The following is a 14,252-nucleotide window of genomic DNA, read 5'->3' on the forward strand; positions in this document are numbered from 1 at the left end:
TGAACGCTGTTCAGACGGCATTTTTTATGGATTTGGATTTGATTTTAATCCGTTCTGTTTGAAATGCCGTCTGAAAACCCGTATCGCAACACGTCATTAAGAACGGCAAGATTCAACCGTTCTGCAACCCGTTTAGACGGATTCCGCCATTTCCAACGCCTGTTTGATGTCCACGGCGACGACGCGCGAGACGCCTTTTTCCTGCATGGTTACGCCGATGAGCTGTTCCGCCATTTCCATGGTCAGGCGGTTGTGGGAAATGTAGAGGAACTGGGTTTGCGCCGACATTTCTTTGACCAGGTTGCAGAAACGCGAGGTGTTGGCGTCGTCCAGCGGGGCATCGACTTCGTCCAGAAGGCAGAAGGGGGCGGGGTTGAGGCTGAACAGGGCGAACACGAGGCTCATGGCGGTGAGGGCTTTTTCGCCGCCGGAGAGGAGGTGGATGGTGCTGTTTTTCTTGCCGGGCGGACGCGCCATGATGGACGCGCCGGCGGTCAGAAGATCGTCGCCTATCATTTTGAGGGTGGCTTCGCCGCCGCCGAACAGGGTGGGGAAGAAGGTTTGGACTTTGCCGTTGACGGCGTCGAAGGTTTCTTTGAAACGCGCTTTGGTTTTGTCGTCGATTTGGACGATGGCTTCTTCCAAAAGGGTAATGGCTGCCTGCACGTCTTCGCTCTGGCTGCGGTAGTAGCCGTCGCGTTTGCGCGCTTCTTCGAGTTCTTGTAGGGCGGCGAGGTTGACGGCGCCGAGGGCTTCGATTTGCTGGGTGAGGCTGCCGATGCTGCTGTTCAATACTTTCGGCGATTCTTGCGCCAACGCTTCGAGCGCGTCCAAATCGGCGGCACGTTCGGTCAGGTTTTGATGGTAGCGTTTGGCGTTAATCAGGGCTTCCTGTTGTTGCAACAGGGCGGTTTGGGTGGCGGCCTGAAGCTGCGGCAGCTTGGCTTGCAGGGTTTGTACGCGGGCGTATTGTTCCCTGCCCTGCTCCTGAATCTGCGCGAGTTTCTCCTGTACGACGATATATTCTTCATCCAAGGTCTGTACGGCTTCGCTTAATTCTTCAAGCTTGATGTGCTGCTCGTCGTTTTGGAACTCGGTTTCATAGGCAAGGGCAAGCTCTTGCTGGCGTTCCTGCCAGTCGAGGGTTTGCTGTTCAAGTCGGGCGATTTGCTGCTGGTAGTTTTGTTTTTGCTGGTTGAGTTTGTGGACGGCGACTTCGGCCAGCCCGTATTGGCGGTTGGCTTCCAACAGGGCAAGCTGCGCCTGTTTCAGACGGCCTTGCTGCTCTTGGCGGCTGTGCGCGGTGGTTTGCTGCTGGTGTTCGAGTTCGGCGGCGGCTTCCTGCAAAGTGGCGATGTCGTCTGAAAGCCCGTCGGACGTGTGTTGCAACACGGTCTGTTCTTCCGCCAACTGCGCCAGTTCGCGCTCGATGTGTTCGCGGCGGATTTGCCCTTGGTTGGTGCGCGCCAGAAGTTCGGCAGCGCGTTGCTGCGCTTGGCTGTATTGGCGCGTGTGCTGCTGTTGCTGCTGCATCAGGTTTTTATGTTTCACTTCGGACGAGCGCACGGCAGCCTCCGCCTGTTTAAACGCAGCTTCGGCGGCAGAGAGTTCGGGGGCGAGTTTTTCCAGTTCGGAAGCGATGCCGTCGAGGCGCGCTTTTTGGGCAATCAAGCTTTCCTGCGCGGGCTTGGCATAGAGCAGGACGCTGACTTTATCGACCTGATGGCCTTCGGGTGTGAGCCAGATTTGGTGTGCGCCCAAATCGCTTTGATGCGCGAGGGCGTAGCTCAAATCGGGCGCGCACAATACGCCGTCGAGCCAGTGGTGCAATGCCGTCTGAAACGGCGGCTGCGCTTGGATTTGGTTCAGCAATGCCTGTACGGGCAGGGATTTTTTGATGCCGCCGGAGAGGTCGTCTGAAAGCCATGCCGCCTGCCCCTGCGGCAACGGCGCGGGCGGCACGAAGCCGTGCGGCACGGCGCGGGCGTGCAGGCGTTCGGCAAGGATGACGGACAGGGCGTGCTGCCACTCGGCGGGCGCGGTGATGTGTTGCCACAGTTGCGGCGCGGCGGCGTGGTCGGTTGCCTGCCAGAAGTCGGCGGCTTCCTGCTGTTGCGACAGGATTTGCGACAACGCCTGCTGCTGCGCCTGCAAGGTGATGTGTTGCTGCTTCAGACCTTGGAAGTGGTTTGAGGTCGTCTGAAACGCTTCGCGGGCGGCGTGTAAGGCTTCTTCGGCGGCAATGATTTGTTCTTCGTAATGCTCTTGCTGGCTTTGCAACAAGGCGGCGGCTTCCTGCGCGGCAGCGGTTTCGGCTTCGTCGGGCAGGTTCAGGGCTTGGTTTTCCTGCTTCAAACGGCCTTTACGCTCTTCATACTTGGCAATCGTTTGTTCGGCATGAGCAAGCTGCTGCTGCTTCAACGCCAGTTCGCGGCGGATGCGGTTTGCCTCGTCCTGCTGGGTTTGGAAGGCGGCGTTAAGCGTGGCTTGGGCTTCTTCCAATTCGGGCAGACGCTCTTCGTGTTCGGCAACCTGCATCGCCCATTCCGCCAACTCGGTTTGCTTTTCTTCAGTCTGCAACTCGTTTTCTTCAAGCTGCACGCGGATTTGCTGCTGCTCCTGATGGATGCGCTGCAACTGCGCCTGCGCCGCCTGTTTGTCGCGTTCGATGCGTTGGTGCAGGTTTTGCTGATGGCGGATTTGTTCTTCCAAACGGGCAATCTGCTCGCGCAACACGCCGCGTTTGTTGCTCAGTTCGTGTACTGCCTGCTGTTGCGACTGCTCGGCGGTCTGCAAGGCGTGTACTTCGTCGTTTAACGCCTGAACCTGCACGGCGGTTTCGTCCTGCTGCGCCTGCAAAGACTGATGCTGCGCGGTCGCCTTGTCGGCGGCGGCAAGCGATTGCTGCCATTGGGCGTAATCGAGCAAATCCTGTTGCTGGTTCAGCTGCGCGGTCAGGGATTTGTAGCGTTCGGCGGTTTCCGCTTGTTTCTCCAGCTTTTCCACCTGACGCGCCAATTCGTTCTGCAAATCGCCCAAACGCTGCAAATGCTCGCGCGTGTCTTTCAGACGACCTTCCGTCTCCTTGCGGCGTTCCTTATATTTGGACACGCCCGCCGCCTCCTCGATATAGGCGCGCAACTCCTCCGGCCGCGCTTCGATGATGCGCGAAATCATCCCCTGCTCGATGACGGCATAACCGCGCGCGCCCACGCCCGTACCCAAGAACAAATCGGTAATGTCGCGGCGGCGCACGGTCTGATTGTTGATGAAATAAGTCGATTCACCCTGACGCGTCAGCTGCCGCTTGATGCTCACCTCAGCATACTGCCCCCACGCTCCCTGCAAACTGTGGTCGCTGTTGTCAAACACCAGCTCCACCGAAGCCCTCGGCGCAGGACGGCGCGTCGCCGCACCGTTAAAAATCACGTCCTGCATACTCTCGCCGCGAAGCTGCTTCGCCGAAGCCTCGCCCAACACCCAGCGCACCGCGTCAATCACATTCGACTTGCCGCAGCCGTTCGGCCCGATAACCGCAACAAGCTGCCCCGGAACATGAATCGTGGTCGGGTCGGTAAAAGATTTGAAGCCGGAGAGTTTGATGTGGGTTAGGCGCATGGCAATGTTTCGAATCAGAAAAGAAGGTGTATTTTAACGGAAATCACAACATTTCAGCAGACCCAATCGTCAGAATCCGTTATTCGGACCGCATTAAAAAACAATATGCCCCAACCTTGCAATATATCTGCCGGATCCGCCGCCGGCAAATGTACGCCCATAAATATAACTTGAATTTTCTTCTTTTCATTATTATAGTTATATTTATTTCTCCATCCGATTCGTCCTTAATACAAATACTTATTTACAAGGGGTAAACAATGTCTCAGATTTCCTCAAAACTCAAACTGATTGCTGCGGTTACAGTCGGTGCGGCAATGCTGTCTGCCTGCGGTTCCAAACAACAGGCGACCCCCAATACCCATTCCACGACCATCTCCCAAGACAATCAAAACGGCAACAACTCAAGCAACACCGGCAACAGCAACAACAATGGCGGGAACACCAGCGATACCAATAACGGCAATGCCAACAATAACAATACCGGCAACAACACCAACCAACCGCCGAAAACCAACAGCGCGAACGACTTGAGCAAACTGGAAGACCTCGACCCGATTCCTGCAGCACATATCGATACGCCGAAAACCAACCAATTTATTTCATCCGCCGATGCGCAGCAAAAAAATCCGAACGTACAGCTGAGACGCAATGCGGAAAACAAGCTTTTCCAAACCGACAACCAGCAAGAACAGCAAAACGGTCTGATCGATACCCTGGACTTCAATGCCAACGACGAAATCAAAATCAATGCGGGCGCGACAAGCAACAACGGTACGAGCAATATTACTTTCCAACCCAGCAAATCAATCATTGTCTATACCTCTAACAAAAAAGGTTCTTCCAAAACAAACCTAAACGAAGGTATAGAAGGAGAGAAGGAGTTATATGAGCTCGGCAAGTCCTCTTTAGACGCGAAAATTATCGAACTGAAAAAACATGACAAAGAATTAGAGAAACAAATCAAACAAATAGAAAATTCTACAACTGAAAAATTAACAAAACAAAAAGAGTTAAATGAATTGAAAGAGGAGCGTACCAAAGTAGCAAAAGAAATCCAGGAATATACCGTCATCCGCAAAGGGCTTGAACAACATGTACAGTCTGTCATCGACACCATTGCCTACATCAAACCAAAAGATGGTTTGATGATGCCCGAGTTTGACGGTGCGTATGTCCTTGCATTTGAAGACGGTACGAAAATCATTATCCACGACCCCGCAGCCGCAGGCTGGACTTACCAGACTTTCGCCTCATACGTCGACCCGCGTAAAGGTACGGAAGTTTTACGCGGTTTCCAAAGTATCGGTAAGGAAACCGAATATGCCTCCATTCCGGAAAAAGGTACGGCAACATACAAGGGTATCTCTACCGCCTATCTGGTTTCAGACGGCAATGCCGACCGCCAGCTGTCTTCCAATGTTAAGGCGATTGTCGATTTCGGCTTGAAAGGTGTACGCTTTGAAACCAGCGGCTCCCAAATCAATGCCGTTTCCGGCGACCAACGCGTCTCTAACGCCGCTTCGGAATACGACCTCAAAGGTACGGCAACATGGAAAGACAGCAACCTGTTCCTGGGTAAAGTTACCTCTGCTGACGGCAAAATGTCAGGCAATCTGAGCGGTAAATTCTTTGGTCCGAATACTGAAGAGATCGGCGGCACCTATGGTCTGAAAAATACCGACGGCAGCGTCCACTTCCTCGGCGGATACGGTGCGAAACGCAAATAATCCCCTGCAAAAACAGAGCCGCATCACAGCGGCTCTGTTTTTTTGTGTCCGGCACACAGAAAAGCAACCGCTCCTTACTTCACCTGCCCCATGCCGTCTGTAACAAGAAAACACGAAGACTTCAAACCAGAATATTGCCGAAATTCATATTACAGGCTTCTGCCCGCGTTATAATCCTCCTGAAGATCCGACCGATTGGAAAATAACCCATGAAACCCGTCTATTTCATTTCCGACCTGCATTTGAGCGAAGAAAGCCCCGAGTTGACCGGTCTGTTCGTCCGCTTCCTCAATTCTTCTTCTGCGGCATCAGCACAGTCCGTTTTTATTTTGGGGGACTTGTTTGATTTCTGGATAGGGGATGACGAAGTTTCCAAATTGAATACTTTGGTTGCGCGGGAAATCAGGAAATTGTCCGACAAAGGCGTTGCCGTGTTCTTCGTCAGAGGCAACCGCGACTTCCTGATCGGTCAGGATTTTTGCCGACGTGCGGGCATGACGCTGCTGCCGGATTACTCGGTCTTAGATTTATTCGGCAGCAACACCCTGATTTGCCACGGAGACACATTATGCACCGACGACAAGGCATACCAACGTTTCCGCAGGGCTGTGCATTGGAATTGGCTGCAAAAACTGTTCCTGATGCTGCCCTTACGGCGGCGTACCCGCCTTGCCGCCAAAATCAGGCGTGTCAGCAAAATGGGAAAACAGGTCAAGCCTGCCGACATTATGGATGTCAACGCCTCCTTTACCGCGCAACAGGTACGCGCCTTTAATGCGGAAAGGCTGATACACGGGCATACCCACCGCGAGCATATTCATCATGAAAACGGCTTTACCCGCATCGTTTTGGGCGACTGGCATGACAACTATGCTTCGATTCTGCGCGCGGATAAACACGGCACGGTATTTGTACCTCTGGAAAGATGCTGAAAAATGCCGTCTGAACAATATTTCAGACGGCATTTTTGCATCGAAACACAATCTGCCCGACATTCCTCAAACCTCCTTAACCGCTCACGATAAAATGCTTGACCGTTTACATAAGATTACGTACAGTATGCAGCATTACAGTAAAATTGGTATTACCAATTTAGGTGTTACCCGTACGGAATCCAACTGCCTTTTTAAACCCCAATGCACCTCATGGTGCAACGTCGTCCCAAGGATTGATTTATGGCACTCTTTCTCAGCATCTTCCCCATCGTCCTGCTGATTTGGCTGATGGTTAAGAAAAACAGCATGCCCTCCTACATCGCACTGCCGATTACCGCCGCGCTGATTTATGCCATCAAGCTGTTTTATTTCAACGACAACGCCATGCTGCTCAACGCAACCGCCGCCTCAGGCCTGGTGTCGACACTCACACCGATTACCGTTATTTTCGGCGCAATTATGTTCAACCGTATGATGGAAACCACGGGCTGTATCGATATCATCCGCAAATGGCTGGCGACCATCAGTCCCAATCCCGTAGCCCAACTGATGATTATCGGCTGGGCTTTTGCCTTTATGATTGAAGGCGCATCCGGTTTCGGTACGCCTGCTGCGATTGCCGCGCCGATTCTGATGAGTTTGGGCTTCAACCCCCTAAAAGTCGCCATTTTCACACTGGTGATGAACTCCGTACCCGTATCCTTCGGCGCGGTCGGTACGCCGACCTGGTTCGGCTTCGCCCCTTTGGAACTCGCCCATGCGGATATTATGAAAATCGGTATGCAGACCGGTATCATGCATTTCTTCGCAGGCTTCGTCATTCCCGTTATCGGCCTGAGCTTCATCGTACCTTGGGCGGAAATCCGTAAAAATATCGGCTTTGTTGCGATTGCCGTTTTCTCCTGTACCCTTCCCTATGTCGCATTGGCAATGGTCAACGAAGAATTTCCTTCTTTGGTTGCCGGTGCAATCGGTCTGATGTTTTCCGTATTTGCAGCCAATAAAGGCTGGGGCTTGAGCAAAGACCATGCCAAAGACCCTGATGCCGAAAAAGTGCCTTTTTCACAAGTCATCAAAGCACTTATGCCTTTGGGTATGCTTATCGGCATGCTGGTCGTTACCCGTATCAAACAACTCGGCATCAAAGGCCTGCTGACCAGCAAAGAAGAGTGGTTCAGCTTCCAACTGCCGTTTGATTTGTCCAAAATCACCGTCAGCGACTCTCTGACCATCACCTTCGGCAACATCTTCGGTCAAGGCGTAAACGCCTCCTACCAAACCCTCTACGTTCCCGCATGGATTCCATTCGTGTTTACCGTCTGGATTTGCATCCTGCTGTATAAGACCAAATTCAAAGATGCCTGGGCATTTTATGCCGCCACTTTCCACCAAACCAAAAAACCGCTGCTTGCCCTGATGGGTGCGCTGATTATGGTTCAACTGATGATGGTTGGCGGCGACAACTCCATGGTGAAAATCATCGGTAAAGAGTTTGCCGCAATGGCGGGCGAACACTGGGTTTACTTCTCACCATACCTCGGTGCAATCGGTGCATTCTTCTCCGGCTCCAATACCGTATCCAACCTGACCTTCGGTCCGATTCAACAGCAAATCGCACTGGATACCGGACTCTCCGTTACCCTGATTCTCGCCCTGCAATCCGTCGGCGGCGCAATGGGTAACATGGTTTGCATTAACAACATCATCGCCGTGTGCAGCGTATTGAACGTCAACAATGCAGAAGGTGCCATCATCAAGAAAACCGTCATACCGATGTCGATTTACGGCGTAATCGCAGTCGTAGTGGCCATAATTTTCTTCATGTAACCACAGCAAAATAAAATGCCGTCTGAAACTGGAAAAGGCTTCAGACGGCATTTTTATCGCCGTTTGCATTCAGGCGTAATGATGATGCGGCATCTTTCCGTCAAGTCGGTACCGAGTTCCGCAATATGGACAGGAAACACTACCGGACTCACCCTCCCTCAACGGCAGGAACACTCTCGGATGCCCGTTCCATTTCTCGTTGTCCGGACCGGAACAGCATAAGGGCAGGTTTTCGGGGGATACGGTAATTTCGCGTATATGAAGATTGTCCATTCGATTTTCCTTCACGTGGTTGGTGTACGTCTATTTTACGCCATCGGCAAGATAAAGGATATTTCCGGCCCGAAGGTGCAATCCGTTATAATCCCCATTTTTCAGACGGCATACTATGATTGAGCTTACCCTCCCTGAAAACATCAAACAACAGGAGCCATCCGCCCTGCTCTACACTCTCGTTTCCGCCTACCTCGAATACACCGCGCAAAACGGCGATGAAACCCTCTCCTCCCTTTCCGACGAACAACACACACTGACCGCATACTGCTACCTCGACAGCCAGGTTGAGGAAGGCGGCTTCGTGCAACTCATCGCATCCGGTTACGGCGAATATATTTTCCGCAACCCGCTTGCCGACAGCCTCCGCCGCTGGAGAATCAAAATTACGCCCAAAATCATCGACAAAGCCAAAAGCCTCTACGAAAAACACGGCAGCACCATCGAATCGCTTGCCGACGAAGGGCGGGACATCCTTTCCCTGCGCAAACTCTTCCCTGATTTTGAAGAATGGGATGCGGAATATTACGAAGCCGCCGAACAAGATTTACCCTTGGTTGCCGAACATATACGATCAAACTGGGAAACCTTCGCCCATATCGGGCGGGTATAGGCACGGCTGTTTCCAGCACATATAAAACAGCGTAAAATCGGCAAAATCTCAATTTATCTTCCGTCCCCATTAAGGAGCCACACATGTTCTTCAAGCACATCGAAGCCGCCCCCGCTGATCCGATTCTCGGTTTGGGCGAAGCATTCAAAGCCGAAACCCGCCCTGAAAAAGTCAACCTCGGCATCGGCGTGTACAAAGACGCATCCGGCGCGACACCCATTGTCAAAGCCGTCAAAGAGGCTGAAAAACGCCTGTTGGAAAGCGAGACAACTAAAAACTACCTGACTATCGACGGCGTTGCCGATTACAACGAGCAAACCCAAATTCTGCTGTTTGGTAAAGACCACGAAATCATCGCTAGCCGTCGTGCCAAAACAGCGCAAAGCCTTGGCGGTACAGGTGCATTGCGCATTGCGGCCGAATTTGTCAAACGCCAGTTGAACACGCAAACCATCTGGATTTCCAATCCGACTTGGCCAAACCACAACGCCATCGCCAAAGCGGTCGGTATCCAAGACAAACCTTATCGTTACTATGATGCCACCAAACACGGTTTGGATTGGGACGGCATGATTGAAGACTTGAGCCAAGCGCAAAAAGGCGACATCGTCCTGCTGCACGGCTGCTGCCACAACCCTACCGGCATCGACCCTACGCCCGAACAATGGGAAACTCTGGCAAAACTTTCTGCCGAAAAAGGCTGGTTGCCGCTGTTTGACTTTGCCTACCAAGGTTTCGGCAATGGTTTGGAAGAAGATGCCTACGGCTTGCGCGTGTTCTTGAAACACAATACAGAATTGCTGATTGCCAGCTCTTATTCCAAAAACTTCGGTATGTACAACGAGCGCGTCGGCGCGTTCACTTTGGTGGCCGAAGACGAAGCAACCGCCGCCCGCGCCCACAGCCAAGTCAAAACCATCATCCGTACCTTGTATTCCAATCCGGCTTCACACGGTGCGAACACCATTGCGCTGGTGTTAAAAAATGATGATTTGAAAGCACAATGGATTGCCGAACTCGATGAAATGCGCGGCCGTATCAAAGCCATGCGCCAAAAATTTGTTGAGTTGCTCAAAGCCAAAGGCGCAACCCAAGACTTTGATTTCATTATCGAACAAAACGGCATGTTCTCTTTCAGCGGCTTGACTCCCGAACAAGTTGACCGTTTGAAAAACGAGTTTGCCATTTATGCCGTCCGTTCCGGCCGCATCAACGTCGCCGGCATTACCGACGACAACATCGATTATCTGTGCGAAAGCATCGTAAAAGTACTGTAAAAAGCGCAGCCATATGAAAATGCCGTCTGAACCTTACAGGTTCAGACGGCATAATTGTTTCATCCCGTCAGATTGCAAAGCAGGTTCAGACCTGTTCCTGCAATACCGCCTCAATCAATTCCCGCGCACCGTCGTCCGCCAATTTCTTAGCGACTGCGCGTCCGAGCGCGTCGGCGTATTCGGCAGGTGCTTGCGCGTCCGCCTGCAAAATGACCGAACCGTCGGGGTGTCCGACCAAGCCGCGCAAGGTCAGCAAGCCGTTTTCTTCCGTGCAATATGCGGACAGCGGCACTTGGCAGCTTCCGCCCAAAGCGCGCGCCAAAGCGCGTTCGGCAGTCACGCAGGCGTGTGTGGTATTGTGGTTCAACGGCTTTAAGACTTCGTACAAATCTTCGCGGTGCACTGCAATTTCAATACCCAATGCGCCTTGTCCGGCGGCAGGCAGGCTGTCGGATTCCGACAAAATCATGCGGATGCGTTCATCCAATTCCAGACGCTGCAAACCGGCGGCAGCCAAGATAATTGCGTCGTATTCACCGTTATCGAGTTTAGACAAACGGGTTTGCACATTGCCGCGCAAAGGTTTGATAACCAAATGCGGATAGCGCGCACGCAACTGGGCTTCGCGGCGCAGGCTGGATGTGCCTACGACGGCGCCTTTGGGCATTTCTTCCAAACGCGCGTATTGGTTGGACACAAACGCGTCAAACGGATTGGCGCGTTCGCCGATGGCCGCAAGCGCGAAACCTTCAGGCAAATCCATCGGCACATCTTTAATCGAATGCACGGCCAAGTCGGCTCGACCGTCATACAAAGCCTGTTCCAACTCCTTGACAAACAAGCCTTTACCGCCGACTTTTGACAAAGTTCTGTCCAAAATCTGGTCGCCGCGCGTGGTCATGCCCAAAATCTCGACTTCGCAATCGGGATACAGGGCTTTCAGACGGCCTTGGATATGCTTTGCCTGCCACATGGCAAGCAGGCTTTCGCGACTGGCGATAACGAGTTTTTTCGGGTTCATAATGGTTGCCTGAAAGATGGAAAACGGCATGAAGTCTATCATATTTTGGGCGTTTTTTCAGACGGCATGAGGGTGAATATGTTATATTTACGCCCAAAAACCAAATTTTCCGAACAACATGAAACGCGCCAAACAATATCCTTTTTTATCCTTACAGCAGCAACGTTTTCATCTGAACTTTGAAAACGCCTCTTCCGCCGCCAACCTTCCGAGCGAACGCGATTTTTACCGCTGGGCGTGGTCTGCCTTGAAAAACGAATACCGCCGCGCAGACATCAGCCTGATTCTTCTGGACGAAGAAAAAGCCCGCGCCTACAACCGCGACTACCGCGGCAAAGATTACGCCACCAATGTATTGAGTTTCGCGCTCAACGAGGGCGAAATCCTGCCCGACCAGTTTTCAGACGGCCTGTATGGCGATTTGGTGATTTGTCCGCAAGTGGTTTTGAAAGAAGCTGCCGAACAAGGCAAAACACCCGAGCAGCATTTTGCCCACCTGACCATACACGGTACTTTACACCTGATGGGCTACAACCACATCGAAGACGATGAAGCCGAAATAATGGAAGCCGAAGAAATCCGCCTGATGCTGGCGTCAGGCTTCCCCAACCCCTATCAAGAGGACGAATATTAAAATGGACGGTACGCAGTCGAAACCCAAGTTTTTCGAACGCCTAATCTCCCGACTTGCCGGTGAGCCCGACTCCGCCGAAGACGTATTGACCCTGCTTCGCCAAGCGCACGGGCAGGAAGTTTTTGATGCCGACACACTGACCCGGCTGGAAAAAGTATTGGACTTTGCAGAGCTGGAAGTGCGCGATGCCATGATTACGCGCAGCCGCATGAACGTATTGAAAGAGAACGACAGCATCGAGCGCATCACGGCCTACGTCATCGAAACCGCCCATTCGCGTTTCCCCGTCATCGGCGAAGACAAAGACGAAGTTTTGGGTATTTTGCACGCCAAAGACCTGCTCAAATATATGTTCAACCCCGAGCAGTTCCACCTGAAATCCGTCTTGCGCCCTGCTGTTTTCGTGCCCGAAGGCAAATCTTTGACCGCCCTTTTAAAAGAGTTCCGTGAACAGCGCAACCACATGGCTATTGTCATCGACGAATACGGCGGCACATCCGGCCTGGTAACCTTTGAAGACATCATCGAGCAAATCGTCGGCGAAATCGAAGACGAGTTTGACGAAGACGACAGCGCCGACAATATCCACGCCGTTTCTTCCGAACGCTGGCGCATCCACGCGGCTACCGAAATCGAAGACATCAACACCTTCTTCGGCACGGAATACAGCAGCGAAGAAGCCGACACCATCGGCGGCCTGGTCATTCAAGAGTTGGGACACCTGCCCGTACGCGGCGAAAAAGTCATCATCGGCGGCCTGCAATTTACCGTCGCACGCGCCGACAACCGCCGCCTGCATACGCTGATGGCAACACGCGTAAAATAAAGTTTGCCCATAAAACAAATGCCGTCTGAACCCGATACGGTTTCAGACGGCATTTCCCTAACCGGCTACTTCCTGCTCAAGGTCAGACCCGTCCAACCGAATAACAGGGTCAACACCAAGCTCAAATAACAGAAAAAGGCATAAGGCAGATATTCCCAGACCGGCACACCCAGCGCATGGCTGATAAATACGCCGCACACGCTCCACGGTACGAGTGGGTTAATCACCGTCCCCGCATCTTCCAGAGTCCGCGACAGGTTGCGCGAATGCAGGCCGAGCTTATCGTAAACAGGTTTGAACGTTTCACCCGACAACAAAATACTCAAATATTGCTCTCCAATCAGGAAATTGACCCCGACCGAAGTCATGGCGACGCTGAATGTGGCGCGTCCGGCATTCGTCAAGAAGGTACGGATGGCCTCCAGCAGGGAAGGAATCACACCGAGCGCAAACAACAATCCGCCCAAACTCATACCGAGGATAACGATGGTCTGCGTAAAGAACATGCTCTCCAAGCCACCGCGCGAAATCAGTTTGGCAACATCTTTAAACGCTTCGCCTTCAAGTTTGTAGCCACCGTAAAACCATGAACCAAGCTGACGCAGATCGGGCGTACTGTGCAGATAAGTTACCGCAACGGCAACAATGACGGTAAACAGCATGGCAATCACGGCATTGGTACGCATCATTGCCAGTACGACCAAAAGTACGAACGGAATCAGCGAATAGGTATGAACCAGCCCCGTTGCTTCAAGCTGGCTGCGGAAAGATTCGACACTGTTCATATCATGTGCCGCGACATTCGGCAAAAGCCAAAGCATCAGTGCCGCACTGATCAGCCATGCCGGAATAGTGGTGTACATCATGTTTTTAATGTGTTCAAACAGGTCGATACCGACAATAGAGGCAGAGATGCCCGTCGTATCCGACAGTGGGGACATTTTGTCGCCAAAAAATGCGCCCGAAACAATCGCGCCCGCCGTCATCGCCATATCGGCATGAAACGCCGCCGCCATCCCCATAAAGGCAACGCCGACCGTAGCGCAGGTAGTCAGGCTGCTGCCGATGGACACGCCGATAACGGAACACAGTGCAAAGGCAGAAAAATAAAAATAGGTCGGAGAAATCAGCCCGAAACCGTAATACATCAGTGTGGGAATCGCGCCGCTCATCATCAGCGAGCTGACCATCAGCCCAATGAAGAAAAACAGGTAAATCGCCCCCATACCCTGATTCAGTGCCCCAATCATCCCTTTTTGCATATCGTCGTATTTTAATCCGCGCGCCAGCCCGTACAACACCAAAACGATGATGGAGGCGATAATGGACATATGGGGCAGCCATTCCAAGGAAATAATCGTGTAACCCATCGCGGCAATCAATGCGACGACGACAGCGAGCGCCTCACCTCGCGGCATATTGAGTAATGATTTGAAAGCAAACATTGTTCTTTGCCTGAATTGATATAAAATTTAACAGATTCTAACACAAGATACCG

At 52.3% G+C, this 14,252-nt stretch carries 11 protein-coding genes; 7 read left to right on the forward strand and 4 right to left on the reverse strand.

From position 1 onward, the window contains the following. Window positions 1-132: 132 nt before the first annotated feature. Window positions 133-3,618 (reverse strand): chromosome segregation protein SMC, encoded by a 3,486-nt coding sequence (smc, locus tag BBW69_RS05220; protein ID WP_188210645.1) that lies wholly within the window; start codon window positions 3,616-3,618, stop codon window positions 133-135. Window positions 3,619-3,878: 260 nt separating this feature from the next. Between smc and BBW69_RS05225 the strand changes: the two genes are divergently transcribed. The 3 genes from BBW69_RS05225 (at window position 3,879) to BBW69_RS05235 (ending at window position 8,110) form a co-directional block, all read left to right on the forward strand. Continuing rightward, window positions 3,879-5,348, forward strand: coding sequence for a transferrin-binding protein-like solute binding protein (locus BBW69_RS05225; RefSeq protein ID WP_188210646.1), 1,470 nt, complete (start codon window positions 3,879-3,881; stop codon window positions 5,346-5,348). A gap of 209 nt (window positions 5,349-5,557) precedes the next feature. Further along, entirely contained in the window at window positions 5,558-6,280 is a 723-nt protein-coding gene (gene lpxH, locus BBW69_RS05230; protein ID WP_107859376.1) for a UDP-2,3-diacylglucosamine diphosphatase, read from the forward strand. A 243-nt stretch (window positions 6,281-6,523) separates the two neighbouring features. After that, complete coding sequence (locus tag BBW69_RS05235) at window positions 6,524-8,110, forward strand: L-lactate permease (RefSeq protein ID WP_003676273.1); 1,587 nt, start codon at window positions 6,524-6,526, stop codon at window positions 8,108-8,110. A 69-nt stretch (window positions 8,111-8,179) separates the two neighbouring features. On the opposite strand, the gene BBW69_RS05240 is transcribed toward BBW69_RS05235, so the two are convergent. Beyond that, a complete protein-coding gene (locus BBW69_RS05240; protein WP_039854179.1) occupies window positions 8,180-8,383 on the reverse strand; it encodes a zinc-finger domain-containing protein in 204 nt (67 codons plus the stop codon). A 115-nt stretch (window positions 8,384-8,498) separates the two neighbouring features. Between BBW69_RS05240 and BBW69_RS05245 the strand changes: the two genes are divergently transcribed. Next, entirely contained in the window at window positions 8,499-8,996 is a 498-nt protein-coding gene (locus tag BBW69_RS05245) for a DMP19 family protein (RefSeq protein WP_108043378.1), read from the forward strand. Window positions 8,997-9,079: 83 nt separating this feature from the next. Beyond that, a complete protein-coding gene (locus BBW69_RS05250) occupies window positions 9,080-10,273 on the forward strand; it encodes an amino acid aminotransferase (RefSeq protein ID WP_108043379.1) in 1,194 nt (397 codons plus the stop codon). Between the two features lie 85 nt (window positions 10,274-10,358). Here BBW69_RS05250 and hemC read toward each other — a convergent pair whose 3' ends face one another. Then, complete coding sequence (gene hemC / locus BBW69_RS05255; RefSeq protein WP_188210647.1) at window positions 10,359-11,294, reverse strand: hydroxymethylbilane synthase; 936 nt, start codon at window positions 11,292-11,294, stop codon at window positions 10,359-10,361. Window positions 11,295-11,412: 118 nt separating this feature from the next. Between hemC and ybeY the strand changes: the two genes are divergently transcribed. Together ybeY and BBW69_RS05265 are read left to right on the forward strand one after the other, a co-directional pair. After that, the gene (gene ybeY / locus BBW69_RS05260) at window positions 11,413-11,928 is read left to right on the forward strand and encodes an rRNA maturation RNase YbeY (RefSeq protein WP_188210648.1); all 516 of its coding nucleotides are present in this window, start codon (window positions 11,413-11,415) and stop codon (window positions 11,926-11,928) included. 1 nt (window position 11,929) lies between these two features. Continuing rightward, window positions 11,930-12,754, forward strand: coding sequence for an HlyC/CorC family transporter (locus tag BBW69_RS05265; RefSeq protein ID WP_188210649.1), 825 nt, complete (start codon window positions 11,930-11,932; stop codon window positions 12,752-12,754). A 65-nt stretch (window positions 12,755-12,819) separates the two neighbouring features. On the opposite strand, the gene nhaC is transcribed toward BBW69_RS05265, so the two are convergent. Further along, on the reverse strand, window positions 12,820-14,199 hold the full coding sequence (gene nhaC / locus BBW69_RS05270) for a Na+/H+ antiporter NhaC (RefSeq protein ID WP_003676288.1): 1,380 nt from the start codon (window positions 14,197-14,199) through the stop codon (window positions 12,820-12,822). Window positions 14,200-14,252: the final 53 nt, after the last annotated feature.

Origin of the sequence: Neisseria sp. RH3002v2f (assembly GCF_014596375.1) — a bacterium.
GTDB lineage: Bacteria > Pseudomonadota > Gammaproteobacteria > Burkholderiales > Neisseriaceae > Neisseria > Neisseria cinerea.